This is a genomic window from Eubacterium multiforme (genome assembly GCF_030813415.1).
In the GTDB taxonomy this organism is placed as follows: Bacteria; Bacillota; Clostridia; order Clostridiales; family Clostridiaceae; genus Clostridium; species Clostridium multiforme.
In genome coordinates this window covers 315,196-331,160 of record NZ_JAUSUF010000001.1, presented here as the reverse complement: position 1 = coordinate 331,160, position 15,965 = coordinate 315,196, and the positions used below count along the sequence as shown (strand labels likewise).

At 27.4% G+C, this 15,965-nt stretch carries 17 protein-coding genes; 12 read left to right on the top strand and 5 right to left on the bottom strand.

Going from position 1 to position 15,965, the window contains the following annotated elements:
• Nucleotides 1–14 precede the first annotated feature (14 nt).
• Nucleotides 15–929 (bottom strand): ComEC/Rec2 family competence protein, encoded by a 915-nt coding sequence (locus J2S18_RS01525; protein ID WP_442345767.1) that lies wholly within the window; start codon nt 927–929, stop codon nt 15–17.
• A gap of 76 nt (nt 930–1,005) precedes the next feature.
• Between J2S18_RS01525 and J2S18_RS01520 the strand changes: the two genes are divergently transcribed.
• From J2S18_RS01520 to feoB, 6 genes are all read left to right on the top strand, one after another.
• Entirely contained in the window at nt 1,006–1,719 is a 714-nt protein-coding gene (locus J2S18_RS01520) for a lysophospholipid acyltransferase family protein (protein WP_307482339.1), read from the top strand.
• Between the two features lie 204 nt (nt 1,720–1,923).
• On the top strand, nt 1,924–3,675 hold the full coding sequence (locus J2S18_RS01515; protein WP_307482336.1) for a phosphoenolpyruvate carboxykinase: 1,752 nt from the start codon (nt 1,924–1,926) through the stop codon (nt 3,673–3,675).
• Between the two features lie 227 nt (nt 3,676–3,902).
• On the top strand, nt 3,903–4,160 hold the full coding sequence (locus J2S18_RS01510) for a FeoC-like transcriptional regulator (protein WP_307482333.1): 258 nt from the start codon (nt 3,903–3,905) through the stop codon (nt 4,158–4,160).
• Nucleotides 4,161–4,194: 34 nt separating this feature from the next.
• On the top strand, nt 4,195–4,413 hold the full coding sequence (locus tag J2S18_RS01505; RefSeq protein ID WP_307482330.1) for a FeoA family protein: 219 nt from the start codon (nt 4,195–4,197) through the stop codon (nt 4,411–4,413).
• Nucleotides 4,414–4,425: 12 nt separating this feature from the next.
• Entirely contained in the window at nt 4,426–4,641 is a 216-nt protein-coding gene (locus J2S18_RS01500; RefSeq protein ID WP_307482327.1) for a FeoA family protein, read from the top strand.
• Between the two features lie 28 nt (nt 4,642–4,669).
• A complete protein-coding gene (feoB, locus tag J2S18_RS01495; RefSeq protein WP_307482324.1) occupies nt 4,670–6,673 on the top strand; it encodes a ferrous iron transport protein B in 2,004 nt (667 codons plus the stop codon).
• A 134-nt stretch (nt 6,674–6,807) separates the two neighbouring features.
• Here the strand turns inward: feoB and J2S18_RS01490 are convergent, their stop codons facing one another.
• Together J2S18_RS01490 and J2S18_RS01485 are read right to left on the bottom strand one after the other, a co-directional pair.
• Nucleotides 6,808–7,011, bottom strand: coding sequence for a DUF378 domain-containing protein (locus J2S18_RS01490; protein WP_307482321.1), 204 nt, complete (start codon nt 7,009–7,011; stop codon nt 6,808–6,810).
• 73 nt (nt 7,012–7,084) lie between these two features.
• Entirely contained in the window at nt 7,085–7,552 is a 468-nt protein-coding gene (locus tag J2S18_RS01485; RefSeq protein ID WP_307482318.1) for an Lrp/AsnC ligand binding domain-containing protein, read from the bottom strand.
• A gap of 252 nt (nt 7,553–7,804) precedes the next feature.
• Here J2S18_RS01485 and J2S18_RS01480 point away from each other — a divergent pair, with 252 nt between their 5' ends.
• The gene (locus J2S18_RS01480; protein WP_307482315.1) at nt 7,805–8,140 is read left to right on the top strand and encodes a hypothetical protein; all 336 of its coding nucleotides are present in this window, start codon (nt 7,805–7,807) and stop codon (nt 8,138–8,140) included.
• Between the two features lie 15 nt (nt 8,141–8,155).
• Here J2S18_RS01480 and J2S18_RS01475 read toward each other — a convergent pair whose 3' ends face one another.
• Entirely contained in the window at nt 8,156–9,163 is a 1,008-nt protein-coding gene (locus J2S18_RS01475; RefSeq protein WP_307482313.1) for a CehA/McbA family metallohydrolase domain-containing protein, read from the bottom strand.
• 117 nt (nt 9,164–9,280) lie between these two features.
• On the opposite strand from J2S18_RS01475, the gene J2S18_RS01470 reads away from it, so the two are divergent.
• The gene (locus J2S18_RS01470; protein WP_307482310.1) at nt 9,281–9,781 is read left to right on the top strand and encodes a gamma carbonic anhydrase family protein; all 501 of its coding nucleotides are present in this window, start codon (nt 9,281–9,283) and stop codon (nt 9,779–9,781) included.
• Nucleotides 9,782–9,794: 13 nt separating this feature from the next.
• Nucleotides 9,795–10,625 (top strand): CvfB family protein, encoded by an 831-nt coding sequence (locus J2S18_RS01465; protein WP_307482308.1) that lies wholly within the window; start codon nt 9,795–9,797, stop codon nt 10,623–10,625.
• Between the two features lie 98 nt (nt 10,626–10,723).
• Here the strand turns inward: J2S18_RS01465 and J2S18_RS01460 are convergent, their stop codons facing one another.
• Complete coding sequence (locus J2S18_RS01460) at nt 10,724–13,345, bottom strand: cation-translocating P-type ATPase (RefSeq protein WP_307482306.1); 2,622 nt, start codon at nt 13,343–13,345, stop codon at nt 10,724–10,726.
• Nucleotides 13,346–13,568: 223 nt separating this feature from the next.
• Between J2S18_RS01460 and J2S18_RS01455 the strand changes: the two genes are divergently transcribed.
• From J2S18_RS01455 to J2S18_RS01445, 3 genes are read left to right on the top strand one after another with little or no spacing between them, the layout of a single operon-like run.
• The gene (locus J2S18_RS01455) at nt 13,569–14,561 is read left to right on the top strand and encodes an ABC transporter substrate-binding protein (protein WP_307482304.1); all 993 of its coding nucleotides are present in this window, start codon (nt 13,569–13,571) and stop codon (nt 14,559–14,561) included.
• Nucleotides 14,536–15,297, top strand: coding sequence for an ABC transporter permease (locus J2S18_RS01450; protein ID WP_307482301.1), 762 nt, complete (start codon nt 14,536–14,538; stop codon nt 15,295–15,297). The genes J2S18_RS01455 and J2S18_RS01450 overlap by 26 nt, the downstream gene beginning before the upstream one ends.
• Nucleotides 15,290–15,961, top strand: coding sequence for an ABC transporter ATP-binding protein (locus J2S18_RS01445; protein WP_307482299.1), 672 nt, complete (start codon nt 15,290–15,292; stop codon nt 15,959–15,961). The genes J2S18_RS01450 and J2S18_RS01445 overlap by 8 nt, the downstream gene beginning before the upstream one ends.
• Nucleotides 15,962–15,965 lie beyond the last annotated feature (4 nt).

Sequence of the window (15,965 nt, the reverse complement as noted above, 5' to 3'; positions counted from 1 at the left end):
AAGTGTTTTAATTTTTATTTTTTAGTAATATCAGTACCGTTACTTGAAAGAACTATAGTACCATCTTTATCTGTTCTATATATTTTAATGTTATATTTTTTTAGTTTCTTTAATGTTTCTTTATGAGGATGACCATATTTGTTATCTATTCCGCAGGAAATAATTCCAATGGAAGGATTCACTTCCTTTAAGAATTTATCAGTTGTAGAAGTAGAAGAACCATGGTGACCTAATTTTAAAACATCTGCTTTAAGGTTATAATTTTTACCTAATACATAACTTTCCTCAAGTTTTTCTGCATCTCCTGTAAATAAGAAAGAATTTTTACCATAAGTTATTTTCATTATTGGAGAGTAATTATTTAAATCACCTTTATCACCATAACCATTAGCTTTAGGAGAATATACTGTAACTTTAGTATTTTTACCTAAGTCAATAGAATCAGTTCCTTCCTTAATAACATTGATTTTTAAATTCTTCTTTTTAAGAGCTTTAATCATATTTTCAAAAGTTCTTGTATTATGTTCTATTTTAGGAGCATAAAATTTTCCTATTTCATATTTGTTAATTATTTCAGCCATATTACCTATATGATCCTCATGAGGATGAGTAGCAATAACATAATCTAATTTTTTAATTTTAAGTTTATTTAAATATGAGATTATATCTTTTTCATTTGATCTAGGTCCAGCATCAATAAGCATATTTTCCCCATTTACTTGTATTAGTTCTGCATCTCCTTGTCCAACATTTATATAATGAACTAGCATGTTAGATGAAGATGAAGAATTTAAGTTAGTTTTATCAGATGAATTAGTACATCCAAATAAAACAGTTGACAATAATAGCATTAAAATACATAATAAATTTCTAAACTTTTTATTCAAAGAATCCCTCCTTATATAATATATACTGTAATAGTTTATCATCATATTGTATAATAATAAAGATAAAGAAAAGTTTATTATATTAAGGACTTAAGAAAAATGCTAGGAGGCTAATAAAATGCAAATATTTAAGATGATTAAATATGGAATATATATGATTTTTGTAAGATTAAAAGGAATTAAATTTAATTATATATATAAAACTAAAGGACAAAAGGAAGCATTTAAGTATGGACAAGATGTTTTTGGTAAATGGAGTGAAGTTACAATAAAAACAGTTGGAATGGATATTGAAATAAAGGGCTATGAAAATATACCTAATGAAACATGTACATTTATAGGAAACCATATGAGTATATTAGATATTCCAGTATTAAGATATGCTTCAAAAAGAGGAATAGGATTTATAGCAAAAAAGGAAGTGCTTAAAGTTCCAGTATTAGGATTTTGGGTTAAACATATGAACTGTGTAGCTTTAGATAGAGATAATGTAAGAGAAGCAATTAAAGTTATTGCAAAGGGTGTAGAATTTTTAAAAAGTGGATATGATATGGCAATATTTCCAGAAGGAACTAGAGCTAAAGATGGAAAGGTTCATGAATTTAAAAAAGGTAGTATTAAACTTGCAACAAAAGCTAAAGTACCAATAGTTCCATTTTCAATAGATGGAACATCAAAATGTTTTGAAGACAATAGAAAATTTTCTAAAGGAAAAGTTACAATAGTTTTTGGAAAACCTATTTATACTGATAATTTAACTAAAGAGGAAGAAAAAACATTAACTGAAAGAGTACAAAAAGAGGTTATAAATAATATGATTTGGGTAAAATAAAAGTTGCTACATAGCAACTTTTTTTTAATACAAAAGTTTTCAAAAAAATTTAAGGAATAATTTGTATGTAAACGAATATATTCTAAAAATGAAAAATTTTTGTTCACAAAATTTCAAAAAGTGTGATATAATTGGTTTAAATTAATAAAATAATGATAAAAATGCAATTTTCGAAGTGTAAAAAATTCATGAGGGGGCAAAATTATGCAAAAAGAATTTTCAATGAGCAATGATAAAGTAATAATTAACTTCACAGCAAAGTACTGTGCAACATTTGAATCTTTACTAGAAAGTGATGGTCTTAGAAGAGTATTAGATTCATTTTTAAAAAATGCAAAGAAAAAGAATTCATTAAATTATAGATATTTACAAGAATCATTAAATTGTGATGATGTTATAAAATTAAGAAAAGAATTAATAAGAATTTTTAAGTTTTTAACAGTAATGAATGTAGAAGAAATAATTGAATTTAATGAACATTATAGAGGGCTATTAGAAAATAAAGAAGATTTTATAAGATTAATAGAAGGACTTTATTTATTCTGGAGAAGACTTGAAAGATATACATTAGTACATGGAGGTAAAGTTGATGGTGGATTAGCTCAAATGAGTTTTACAGAAGCTAATGATGGATTATCAAAATTAATTTTACGTCTTTATAGAAAAATTGAAAAAAATGTATTGGGAGTTCAACCAAAGGTATTTAGACAAATACCTGCTGGAGGAAATTCATGTCTTATGTTAAATAAAATAATATGGCCTGTTCCAGATGGATATGAAATATTAGAAAAGATACCGTTTATAGATAGTATACTTTTAGAAACTCCATTTATTACTTACCCAAAGAGAAATACAAGAACAGGAATGTTTAGTGAAATAAAGGAAAATCCATTAAAATATGCAAGTATGAATAAGGATCATTGGTTCTGTTATCCTGCAAAAGTTGGTGAACTTTTAGCATATATTTATTTCCATAGAGATTTTATGGAACATGGAATAACTTTATGTAACCTTTTTGAAATGGCTAGAAAAGAAGAGTGTAGAGGAAGAAAGCCAGATATGATTTTCATGTTTGGTGTTAGAGATGAAGAAAAGGATAGTGAATTAAAAACAGTATTCTATGAAGATAAGAAAAACGACATAATGGTTGGATATATAAATCATTCTGAAGAAATAGATTATTTTGGTTATATGAAAAAGATGACACTAACACTTCATAACTTAATAATGATAAAAAGAGGAAATCTTCCAATACATGGAGCTATGGTAAATATAGTTCTTAAGGACGGTAAAACTGCAAATGTAGCAATTATGGGAGATAGTGGAGCTGGAAAGTCAGAAAGCTTAGAAGCATTTAGAACATTAAGTGAAGAATATATTTCAGATATGACAATAATATTTGACGATATGGGTACATTTAAATTAAAGGATGGAAAAATATTTGGTTATGGTACAGAGATAGGTGCCTTTGTAAGATTAGATGATTTAGATCAAGGATATGCTTTTAAAGAAATGGATAGAAGTATATTTATGAATCCAGACAAAATTAATGCAAGACTTGTTATGCCAGTTGCACCATATAATGCAATTGTAAAAGGATATGAAGTAGATTTATTCTATTATGCAAACAATTATGATGAAGTTTTAGAAGGACAAAATTCAATAAGTTATTTTGATAATGCAAAGGATGCTATTAAAGTATTTAGATCAGGTGCTAGAATGGCAAAGGGAACTACATCAGAAACAGGACTTGTTGAATCATATTTTGCAAATCCATTTGGACCTGCACAAAAACAAGAGGAAACTGATATATTATTAGATAAATATTTTAATGCAATGTTTAAGGGTAGTGTTAAAGTTGGTCAGTTAAGAACTTGTCTTGGTGTTAAGGGAGAAGAAAAGAAAGGTCCAAGAGATGCTGCACTAGAATTATTTGAAGAAATTAAAAAGTTATAAAATATAAAAAATTAAGGAGCTAAGTTAACATTTTTGTTATCTTAGCTCCTTTTATTCAATGGAATAAATGAAAAATAATATCAATTGACAACGATAATTAAAGCTAGACTTATTAATAAAAAGAATCAATGAGTTAATTAATTTATACAAACATTGAAAAAGTTGACAAATAAGTGGAAAATGAATAGTATAGCAGTAGTGATAATCAATATCAATGAGGTGATTAGATGTTAAAACAAATTATAAGTTATATGTATAAAAGTCATGACTTTTCTGTAAAGGGAATAGCAAAGGCATTAGATATAAGTGAAGATATAGTAGCTCAATATAAAGAAAAATTAGAGCTTAGTGGATACATAAAAAGGGAGAGTTGCAGTACAACAAAATGTGAAAAATGCAGTTGTGGATGTAGTAGTAAATCATTAAATCCCATAGTTAAATGGGAATTTACAGATAAAGGCTTAGCTTTAGCTAAAAGAGATTAAAGTTAGCTAGAAAAATATTAAAAGAGGTGTTTTTATGAAAAAGATAGGTAATTATAATGTTGGAGACAAGCTGGTAGTTAAAGGTCTTAACAAGGAAAGTTTAGTAAAGAGGAAACTTATGGATATGGGAATAACTCCAGGAGTTTCAATAGAAATAACAGGTAAAGCTCCTTTAGGAGATCCAATTGAAGTTTTTGTTAGAGGGTACAAATTAACATTAAGAAAAGAAGAGGCTGATGCAATTTTAATATAAGGAGTGTTTTTTATGATACCAATATCATTTGTTTCAGAAGGAAAATCAGTAATGATTAAAGATATTCAAATGAATGAGAGAATGGGCAAAAAAATTAAAGAAATGGGCGTTAATAGAGGGACAAAAATTGAAATAATAAAAAATGATGGTTCTTCATTAATAATAGGGATAAGCGGTTCAAGGCTTGCAATTAGCAAAGGAATGGCACAGAAAATTTTAGCAGAATAAAAATGAAGTTTAAGGGGGAATCAAGAAGATGAAAATAGCTTTAGCAGGGAATCCAAACTGTGGAAAAAGTAGTATTTTTAATATTTTAACAAAATCAAGACAACATATAGGAAACTGGCCTGGAGTTACAGTAGAAAAAAAAGAAGGTATATTAAAGCATAAGAATAAGGAATACAGCATAATTGATTTACCAGGAACATATAGTTTAGGTGCATATTCAGAAGATGAAATTGTTGCAAGAGATTATATAATCAAAGACAAGCCTGATGTAGTTATAAATGTTATTGATGCAGCTAACTTAGAAAGAAATTTATATTTAACTGCTCAATTACTTGAACTTGGTGTAAATGTAGTTTTAGCTCTTAATATGATGGATAATGCAAAAAGTAAGGGAATAAATATAAATTCTGATGAGTTATCTAAAAGATTAGGAATTCCAGTTGTTGAAACTGTAGCAACAAAAAAAGATGGAATAGAGGATCTTATAGAAAAAGCAATTAATATTAGTGGTAAAAGTAATAAAAACTTTAATATTAATGATAAGCTAATGAAAAAAGTAGATATATTAAAAAGAGAACTTGAACTTAATAGTCAAAATTTAGATTATTCATCAGAATGGATAGCCTTAAAATTATTAGAAAATGATAGTTACATAAGAGGTTACATAAAGGAAAAAGGTTACGATAATATTATAAAAAATACAGATGAACTTATAGATGAATACATAGAGTCAGAAGGATTAGATCCAGAAATGGCAATAGTAGATGATAGATATAATTATATTAGTAATATAACTAAAGGAATACTTAAAAAACCTAAAAATTCTGTTAAAACAGTATCAGATAAAATAGATGCAGTTGTTACAAATAAATTTTTTGGAATACCAATATTTGCAATTATAATGTACGTATTATATGATATAACTTTTAAAATTGGTGGATCTGTACAAGAATGGGTTGGAGATTTAATAGGAGATGCTGGAGGATTTGTAGTTGATAAATTACAAGGAATGGGAGCGCCAGATTTCTTAACTGGATTTGTAGGAGATGGAATTTTTGCAGGTGTTGGAGCTGTACTTAGCTTCTTACCTTTAATTATGGTTATGTATTTCTTAATGGGATTATTAGAAGATAGTGGATACATGGCAAGAGCTGCTTATATTATGGATAGAATTATGAGAGCTTTAGGATTACATGGTAAAACATTTGTGTCAATGATAATCGGATTTGGTTGTAATGTTCCAGGTATTATGGCAACTAGAACTTTGGAAAGTAAAAAGGATAGAATGATAGCTATACTTATAAATCCTTTTGTATCTTGTGGAGCAAGACTTCCAATATACTTAGTATTTATTGATGCATTCTTCCAAACACATGCTTCACTTATTTTAGTAAGCCTTTATGCATTAGGAATTATAATAGCATTACTTTGTGGAAAACTTTTAAGTAAGACATTATTTAAAGGAGATACATCATATTTTGTAATGGAGCTTCCAAGTTATAGAGTTCCATCAATTAAAAATGTGTTAACTTTAACTTGGGAAAAGGGTGGAGCTTTCGTTAAAAAGGCTGGAGTTATAATCTTCCCAGCTGTTATAGTAATATGGCTATTATCAGTTTTACCATTTGGAGTAGAACAATATGGAGAAAACTCAATTCTTGGAATGGTTGGAAACTTTATAGCACCATTATATGCTTTAGCTGGATTTGCTACATGGCAAGCTTCGGTAGCACTATTCTCAGGAATAATTGCTAAAGAAACTGTTGTAGCTACTTTAGGTATGTTATATGCTGGAGTATCAGAAGGAGCTCAGCTTACTAGTGCAATAGCTGCTCATTTCACTCCTTTATCAGCTATGTCATATATGGTTATGACACTTTTATTCACTCCATGTCTTGCGGCACTTGGAGCAATTAAGAGAGAAACAAACTCAACTAAGTGGACAATATTTACAGCTGTTGGAACATTTGTTGTTGCGTTAATAGTTTCAACGATAGTATATCAAGTAGGATTACTTTTAGGTTTTAAATAGAATACAAATATTAAGTAAAAAAGGTTGAATTAAAAAATTCAACCTTTTTTTTATAATTTTAAATTATATTTATATAAAATATTTTATATAAATTCATTGGGATGAAAGTATATTCACCCCAAATTTAAAATTAATTAATCATTTACATATTTGCTTTTAGCAAAAAATGAAATTGAATAAAGACCCGCTATGCCAATAATTGAATATATAATTCTGCTTAAAGTTGACATATCGCCAAATAGGTTTTTAACTAAATCAAATTGGAAAAATCCAATAAGTCCCCAGTTTATTGCACCTATTATTACTAATAAAAGTGCTAAAGTATCAAGAAATTTCATAAAAAAACACTTCCTTAAAATATTTTTTTCATACTATAGTATTAACATTTTAAGAAAGTATTATTCATTTAGTTTATAAAGTTATATTTCTGTCTATTGATTGAGAAAGAGATATAAATGTATCTGTTCTTTGAATTCCAGAAATATTGTTTATTTTATTCATTAGTACATCTTGTAAGTCAGCAATATTTCTGCATATCAATTTTGCAAACATTGAGTAATCTCCTGTAGTTAAATGTAACTCTACAACTTCAGTAATGTTTTGTATTTCTTTAATTACATAATCAAATGAAGAAGTCTTATCTACGTAGATACCAACAAAGCAACAAACATCATAGCCTAATTTTGGAAGGTTAAGAATGATACGTGTTCCTTTGATTATACCCATATCTTCCATTTTTTTCATTCTAACATGAATAGTACCGCCACTTACATGACATATTCTAGCTATTTCTAAATATGGTGTTCTACAATCCTTTATTAATAAATCTAATATTTGAAGATCTAATTCATCTAATTGTAAATGTGTATTTATAGCCATTAAATCACCTCTTGGAATTAATAAATTTATAAATCAACATATATTTTATCAAAAAATCATCATTTCAGGAAGGTAAAATTGAAAAATGTTTAAAAAATTTAAGAAATATTATTATTTTAATAAAAACAACATAAAGTTTACTAAATGGTAATAAAATTTAAATAAAGTTAATTTTATAATTATTATACTTGAAAAGATTAGAAAATTAACTTATATTAATTATATAAAATAATTAGGAGGTAGGGTTAATTTATGGTTGGAATATTATTTACAATTTTACAATTTGTAGTAATGCTAGCAATTATATTTGGATTATATATGCTTTGTAAAAAATATGTATTTCCTAAAATACGTATAAATAAGTTTATACCACTTGCAATAGCTATCATATTACTTGTTATGCAAATGGTAGGACTAGTTAAAATACAATGGGTTTCTTTAGTTATGACACCTATTATTGTTGTTCTTTTCTTATGGTTTATGGATATACAACAAACTGGTGGACCAAAGGCAGAAAAGAAAATTGTTATAAAGTCAAAGGCTAAACCAAATAGAGCTAAACATATGAAAGATAAAAATCCAAAGTAAGAACTTTGGATTTTTTTATTGGACAAATATTGGAGAACTTATGGCAATTCTATCTTCCTTTTGATAGACTTTTATTAAAAACCAGCTTTCATCAGGTTCTAATGTATGTTCGTATAAATATTTTATTTTGTATAGGTTTATATTTTTTACAGTATGAATTATTTTTCCACCATTTTTTATTAGTTCTATTTTTTCTATTGGATAATTTTTATCTTCTAAAAGGATAGAAAATTTTATTTTTTCACAAGGAGAAGGTAGAATTCCTCCCATAAAAGTATCATTACCTAAAAAATAAAAGATTAGACTTTTTGATTCAGAAGAGAAGGTTCTACGTTTTCTAAAGGCTTCTATTAGATTGTATTTTGTAAGTTTTGGAAGGACTACCCCTGTAAGATTGTCGTAATCACCAAAATCTAATTTTTTATTATTTTGACTATTTACTGCTCCAAGTTTCCAACCTGCATCTAAAAGATTAAAATAATATTTTTCCCTTCTGCTGTAACGCATTCCAAATGCGCCATAGCATACCTCTATTGATGTAATCATACTATTTAGTATTTTACTATAAGGAAGGGATAAAGTTGCTTTAAGAGGCCTTTTTATGATTATAAAGGCATTTGGATTATTAAGCATCCAAAAAATTAATAAATTAATATCTGTAATTTCTCCAGTAAAAAATGTATTTGAATTTATTATATCAATATTGCCATAAGAAGCAGTTTTTCCTTCAAAACCTAGTAAGTAAATAAAATTATCTCTCTTTTTTAAAAATTTTTTTCCTATACTTTGAGATGATATCCACTTGGATTTATTATTTTTATCATGAGATGAATTTTGAGCTAAAAGATTATTTTGGTCTGTAGTTATTAAAAAATCTAAATTATTATGATATCCATAATTTAGAGCTTCATAAGGATTAGCTAACCCTAAAGAATAGGAGGTATAGCAGTTTGGTATACCATAAAATACATTAAATTCTTTTGAATTAAAAATGCTCATATCAGTTTTAGAATGTTTACTCATAAATAATATCCTTAAAATTGTTTATAATTATATATAGTTATATAACATATAAAATAATGACAATGATTTGTTTAGATGATAAAATAGTATAAGAATTTTACATGGAGATGAATTAAGATGATTAAAGATTTTAGAGGTAGAAAACCACAGATTAGTGAAAGTGCATATATATCAGAAAGTGTAGATATAATTGGAGATGTTGTAGTAGAAGAAAATTGCAGCATTTGGTTTGGAAGTAGATTAAGAGGAGATGTCAATAGAATATATATTGGACGAGGAACTAACATTCAGGAAAATTCAATTGTCCATGTAGAGGATAATTTTGAAGTAAATCTTGGAGAAAATGTAACGGTAGGGCATGGAGCTATTGTTCATGGATGTATTATTGGAGAAAATACATTAATAGGAATGGGTTCAATAATATTAAATGGTGTAAGGATAGGTAAAAATTCAATTGTGGGAGCTGGTTCATTAGTTCCTCAAAATAAAGAATTTGGGGAAGGCCTTTTAATACTTGGAAATCCTGCAAGAGTAGTTAGAAGATTAACAGAAGAAGAGATAGAAGGAATAAGAAATTCTGCAAAACATTATATTGAATTAAGCAGAGAATATGCTTAAATTAGGAGGAAAAATGATAAAAATAGGTGAATATAATAAACTAGAAGTTGTTAAAGAAAGAGATTTTGGGTTCTTTTTAGGTGATGATAAAAATAATGAAATATTATTACCTAAATCATTATTAGATGGACATAAATTAGAAGTTGGAGATGAAGTGGAAGTATTTGCATATACAGATTCTCAAGGAAGACCAGTTGCAACTATGAAAAAGTCATTAATTGAAGTTGGAAAGGTTGCATATTTAGAAGTTGTTGACGAAAACAAATTTGGAGCTTTTTGTAATATAGGATTAGAAAAAGATTTATTTGTACCATTTAAAGAGCAAAGATTTAAGCTTTTAGTAGGCAAAAAATATCTGTTTTATGCTTATTTAGATAAAACAGGAAGACTTGCAGCAACTACAGATGTTGATGATTATTTAGATCAAGGAGAAGACTTTAAAGTTGATGATATAGTTAAGGCGATATCTTATGGAAAAGGAACTTCAACAACAATTAAAGTTGCAATAGATGGTAAATATAGAGGTATAATACTTGGAAATGAGCATATTGAAACTATATATCCAGGAGAAGAAGTAGAAGCTAGAGTTAAAAGGATATATGAAGATGGAACTATTGGTTTATCAACAAGAAAGAAAAGATTAGATGCTAGATCAGAAGTTAAAGAAAGAATACTTAAGTATTTAAGAGAAAATGGCGGAGCAATGGCATATAATGATAAATCTAATCCAGAAGAAATCAGAGAAGTTTTTGAAACAAGTAAAAATTATTTTAAGATGGCTTTAGGTGGCTTAATGAAAGAAGGCCTAATTGAACAAAGTGAAGAAGGAACAAAATTAAAATAGTAATATATTAAAACTCTTTAACTAAAAACTAAACCTATATATAGTAGAAAATCTGAAAAGATAGTCTAACATATATAGGTTCTTTTTATATAATAAATTTAATATTTAATTTTCTTTGTAAATAGTTTACTTATCTCATTAAGGATAAGAGGAACTAATGATATTAAAAATACAAATCCAAAGTCTCCAAAGGAAAGTGGATATACTTTAAATATTGATGCTAAAAAAGGAACTGATATTATTATTAATTGAAGTGCTATTCCTCCTAAAATTGAAAAGATTAAATATTTATTTTTAAATAATCCAATTTTAAAAATAGATTTTTTAGCATTTCTTATAGAAAGGGATAGGAAAAGTTGAGAAACACTAAGAACTACAAAAGCCATAGTTTGAGCATGAGTAATTGAATTTGGATAGTATTTTAATCCAGTTAAAAATGCAATTAGCGTAACTATTCCAATTGTCAGTCCATTTAGTATTAAAGTAATAAGTGTTCCTTTAGTAAATAATCCCTCTGCATTAGTCCTTGGAGGTTCATTCATAACATCATCATCTAAAGGGTCAACACCTAAAGATAGGGCTGGAAAGCTATCTGTTATAAGATTTACCCACAAAATATGAATTGGCTTAAGAGGAGCTGCCCAGTTTAAAATTATAGCAATAAATAAGGCAATTATTTCTCCAAAATTACAGGAGAGTAAGAAGGTTATTGATTTTTTTATATTTGAATATATATTTCTGCCTTCCTCAACTGCATCAACAATAGTAGTAAAGTTATCATCAGTAAGTATCATATCAGCAGCACCCTTTGCAACATCAGTGCCTGTTATTCCCATGGCAACACCAATATCAGCAGATTTTAAAGAAGGTGCATCATTAACACCATCACCAGTCATAGAAACAATATTTCCGTGAGATTTAAAGGCTTTAACTATTTTTACTTTATGCTCTGGAGAAACACGAGCAAAAATTCTATATTTATTTATATTATTTTTAAGTTCATCCATAGAAAGTCTATCTAATTCATTTCCTTCTATACATTCACTAAAGTCATTACATATTCCAAGTTCTTTTCCAATTGCATAAGCAGTATTTTTATGATCACCAGTTATCATTATTGTTTTAATACCTGCTCTATCACAAAGTTTAATTGAATCTTTCACTTCCTTTCTTGGAGGGTCAATCATACCCATTAAACCAACAAATATTAAATCTTTTTCTATATCTGAAATTTTAATATCTTTAGAATCCAAATCTTTATAGGCTGCCCCAAGTACTCTTAAGGCTTCATCTGACATTGAGTTTGATTTTGATAGTAAATCTTTTTTTATATCATCAGTTAATGGTTTAATCTCACCATTAATTAAAATTTTAGTACAAATTTTAAAAAGAGAATCTATTGCACCTTTAGTGTGAATCCTAAATTTATTATCATATTTATTTAATGTACTCATAAGTTTTCTATCAGAATCAAAGGGGATTTCATCTAATCTTTCATATTTTTGATCTAAATCTTCTTTAAAATAATTAAAGGAAGTTCCAATATCTAATAGAGCAACTTCAGTTGGATCACCTGTACCACCTTTATCAGAAGAGGTTGCATCATTACAGAGAATCATTGTTTCTAATAATATATTTGTATTTTCATTAATATCTTTAATAGATGAAGTATCCATTAAATTAGTATTATCATAAATTTTTCTAACAGTCATTTTATTTAAAGTTAATGTACCAGTTTTATCTGAACATATTATATTTACAGAGCCTAAAGTTTCAACAGCAGGAAGTTTTTTTATAATTGCATTTTTGCTAATCATTCTTTGAACTCCAAGGGCTAAAACTATAGCAACTATAGCAGGAAGACCTTCAGGAATTGCAGCAACTGCTAAGCTTATAGAAGTTAATGCCATTTCAAATAAATCTCTTCCTTGAAACATTCCAATAATAAATATAAGAATACATATACAAAGGGCAGCTATACCTAAAATTTTTCCAAGGGAGGATAACTTTTTTTGAAGAGGAGTCATATCTTCCTTTTCTTCTTGAAGCATTTTTGCAATCTTTCCAATTTCAGTATCCATTCCTGTAGATATACATACTCCAATTCCACGACCATAGGTTGAAAGAGTAGACATATATGCCATATTAATTCTATCTCCAATTGGAGGTGCTTTTTCTTCTGATTTAAAAATTTTATTTGCATCTTTAGTTACAGGAAGGGATTCACCTGTAAAGGCAGATTCTTCTATTTGTAAATTAGCTGTTTCAATTAAACGAAGATCACAGGGGATATATCTTCCAGCATCAATAACAACAATATCTCCAAGGACAACTTCCTCTGAAGGAATTTCAATAATTTCTGAATCTCTTTTAACTAATGCTTTAGGAGTGGATAATTGTTTTAATGCAGCTAAAGCTTTTTCAGCCTTAGATTCTTGAACTACACCTATTACTGCATTTATTAAAATAACTATAAGTATTATTATTGCATCACTATATTCACCCATAATACTTGATATTATAGCGGCAGCAATTAATATATAAATCATTGCATCCTTTAATTGATCAAAAAATATACTAATAATAGTTTTTGGCTTTTTAGATTCTAATTTATTTAAGCCATTTTTTTCTAACCTTAATTTTGCTTCTTCCTTTGTTAAACCTGTTATCTTATCTGAAGAAAATTCCGTTAATACCTCATTTATACTTTTATTGTACATAGTAATTATCACCTCTTTATAAAATATGATGAAGGTTAAAAATATTTACTAAATATAGGGTAATCATATTGGGTAAAATAAATACATGGTAATTTTATAGAGAATTTTGCATTTTTTTGGTATAATTTAAGTTAAAGCAAAAATTACTTTATGAAATATGCTATAAAGGCATACTGATTATAGCTTAAAAATACAACTTAATAATATAAGGGGGATATAAGTTATGAAAAAAAAGATAGCAAGTATTTTGTTGATGATGGTAGCAGTCTTTACGTTAGTAGGCTGTGGTGAAGGTAATAAAAGTACTTCAGATGCTTCAAAACAAGCAAAGGAAATAAAGGTAATGGTACCAGATGGACTGCCAGCTATAAGTGCAGCTAAATTAATAAAAGACAATCCAAAGATTGAAGATGGATTTAATGTTAAATATACAATAGAAAAGACTCCAGATGCATTAGTAACTTCTGTAATGAAGGGCGAAGCTGACATTGCAATAGTTCCATCAAATGTAGCTGCAATACAATATAACAAAAAGATAGGTTATAAAATAGCAGCAACAACAGGCTGGGGATCATTTTATTTAGTATCAACAGAAAAAATAAAAAATATAAAAGATTTAAAAGGAAAAGAAATTTATAATATAGGTAAAGGTCTTACTCCAGATATAGTTACAAAAGATGTTTTAAGTAACTTAGGCTTAAATGTAAATAAGGATATTAAGTTTAGTTATTTAAATGGAATTACAGAACTTGCACCAACAATAATTTCAGGAAAAGCAAAATTTGCAGTTGTTCCAGAACCAGCTTTAAGTCAAGTATTAGCTAAGAAGCCAAATTTAAATGTAATAATGAATTTAAATGATGAGTGGAAAAAAGAAAATAATTCAAAATACGGTTTCCCTCAAGCTACTGTAATAGTTAAGGAAGACTTAATTAAAAATGATAATAAATTTGTTGAAAAGTTCTTAGATAAATTAGATGACAGTGTAAAATATGCAGTAGAAGATAAAAAGGACCTTGGAGATATTTGTGAAAGCATAGGCGTTTCAGCAAATAAAAACATAATAGGAAAAGCTATTAAAAAATCAAATCTTAAATATGTTCCAATAAAGGATTCAAAGACAGAATATAATACTTACTTTAAAAAATTAGATAAATTTGATAGTAAGTCAATAGGCGGAAAGGTTCCAAATGAAGGAATCTACATGGAAAAGTAAATTTGAAATATTAATAGGAGGATTTATATTATTATTACTTTGGCAGGTAATTGCATTAAAAATTAATAATGATATATATCTTCCAAAGCTTCAAGAGGTGTTAGCTTCAATAGCTCAAATAGTAAAAGAAAAGGATTTTTTGCTAATTGTATTTTCAAGCTTTTATAGAACAATAATCAGCTTTGTAGTGGCACTTGTATTTGCAATAATAATGGGGGTACTATCAAGTTTGTACCCTCTTATAAATAATCTATTAAAACCTTTGAATTCTATAGGAAAAACAATCCCAACTCTTGTATTAGTAGTTCTTGCCCTTATATGGGTTGATAAAGATAATGCTCCATTTATAGTGGGAATAGCAATTGTATTTCCAATTCTTTATGATGGCATTTTAAATACTTTAACTAAAAATGATAAAAAATTAGAAGAAATGATGAAAATATATGAAGTACCAACTTTAGAAAAAGTTAAAAAGGTATATGTGCCAAATATAATCTTTTATATACTAAAAATATTAGTTCCTACTATATCATTAGCCTTTAAGGTAGTAATTGCTGGAGAAGTCCACGGACAGCCTAAATATGGTATAGGGGCATCAGTACAGCTTGCAAAGATGAACTTTGATACTCCAACTATTTTTGCTTGGATAGTAATTATTGCTATAATATCTTTGCTTTTTGAATTAGTAAATAAAATTTTAACTAAAAAATATTATAGGTGGCAAAAAGATGAGTAAATTAATACTTAAAAATGTATGTAAAAGTTTTGGAGAAAAGAAAGTATTAGATAATTTTAATTTAGTGTTAGATAATAGCAAAATTAATTGTTTAATAGGAGAATCGGGAAAAGGGAAAAGTACAATATTAAATTTAATTTCAGGGCTACTTAAATTAGATTCTGGAACAATAGAAGGATGTAATTTAAATAATGTTAGTTACATTTTTCAAGAAGATAGATTAATACCATGGCTTACAGTGTCACAAAACCTAAAATTAGCTTTAAAAAATTATTATAAAGGGATAGACCTTGACAATAAGGTTTTAGAGGTATTAAAAAAGGTTTCAGGAGAAGACTGGGTAAATACTTATCCAGATAAGCTAAGTGGTGGAATGAAGCAAAGAATTAATATTGCAAGGGCTTTAGGTAAACCTTCAAAGGTAATACTTATGGATGAGCCATTTAAGTCTTTAGATTATAAAACAAAATATTCTATTATGGATGAATTTAAGAAGATTTTTAATGAAGATAAGAGAATAGTTATTTTTGTTACACATGATGTGGATGAATGTATATATTTCCAAGGGAAGGTAATTGTTGTTGGAGAATCACCTTTAAAGGTTAAAGGAGTTTTCATAGAAGAACTTCAAAAACACAAAGGAGATATTATAAATTTACTATAAGGAG

Excerpts from the sequence above, each read along its gene's own strand:
- J2S18_RS01455 (WP_307482304.1), top strand. The coding sequence starts at position 13,569 with ATGAAAAAAAAGATAGCAAGTATTTTGTTGATGATGGTAGCAGTCTTT.
- J2S18_RS01515 (WP_307482336.1), top strand. The coding sequence starts at position 1,924 with ATGCAAAAAGAATTTTCAATGAGCAATGATAAAGTAATAATTAACTTC.
- J2S18_RS01505 (WP_307482330.1), top strand. The coding sequence starts at position 4,195 with ATGAAAAAGATAGGTAATTATAATGTTGGAGACAAGCTGGTAGTTAAA.
- J2S18_RS01445 (WP_307482299.1), top strand. The coding sequence starts at position 15,290 with ATGAGTAAATTAATACTTAAAAATGTATGTAAAAGTTTTGGAGAAAAG.
- J2S18_RS01525 (WP_442345767.1), bottom strand. The coding sequence starts at position 929 with ATGATAAACTATTACAGTATATATTATATAAGGAGGGATTCTTTGAAT.
- J2S18_RS01460 (WP_307482306.1), bottom strand. The coding sequence starts at position 13,345 with ATGTACAATAAAAGTATAAATGAGGTATTAACGGAATTTTCTTCAGAT.
- J2S18_RS01510 (WP_307482333.1), top strand. The coding sequence starts at position 3,903 with ATGTTAAAACAAATTATAAGTTATATGTATAAAAGTCATGACTTTTCT.
- J2S18_RS01490 (WP_307482321.1), bottom strand. The coding sequence starts at position 7,011 with ATGAAATTTCTTGATACTTTAGCACTTTTATTAGTAATAATAGGTGCA.
- J2S18_RS01475 (WP_307482313.1), bottom strand. The coding sequence starts at position 9,163 with ATGAGTAAACATTCTAAAACTGATATGAGCATTTTTAATTCAAAAGAA.
- J2S18_RS01465 (WP_307482308.1), top strand. The coding sequence starts at position 9,795 with ATGATAAAAATAGGTGAATATAATAAACTAGAAGTTGTTAAAGAAAGA.
- J2S18_RS01480 (WP_307482315.1), top strand. The coding sequence starts at position 7,805 with ATGGTTGGAATATTATTTACAATTTTACAATTTGTAGTAATGCTAGCA.
- J2S18_RS01520 (WP_307482339.1), top strand. The coding sequence starts at position 1,006 with ATGCAAATATTTAAGATGATTAAATATGGAATATATATGATTTTTGTA.
- J2S18_RS01500 (WP_307482327.1), top strand. The coding sequence starts at position 4,426 with ATGATACCAATATCATTTGTTTCAGAAGGAAAATCAGTAATGATTAAA.
- J2S18_RS01470 (WP_307482310.1), top strand. The coding sequence starts at position 9,281 with ATGATTAAAGATTTTAGAGGTAGAAAACCACAGATTAGTGAAAGTGCA.
- J2S18_RS01450 (WP_307482301.1), top strand. The coding sequence starts at position 14,536 with ATGAAGGAATCTACATGGAAAAGTAAATTTGAAATATTAATAGGAGGA.
- feoB (WP_307482324.1), top strand. The coding sequence starts at position 4,670 with ATGAAAATAGCTTTAGCAGGGAATCCAAACTGTGGAAAAAGTAGTATT.
- J2S18_RS01485 (WP_307482318.1), bottom strand. The coding sequence starts at position 7,552 with ATGGCTATAAATACACATTTACAATTAGATGAATTAGATCTTCAAATA.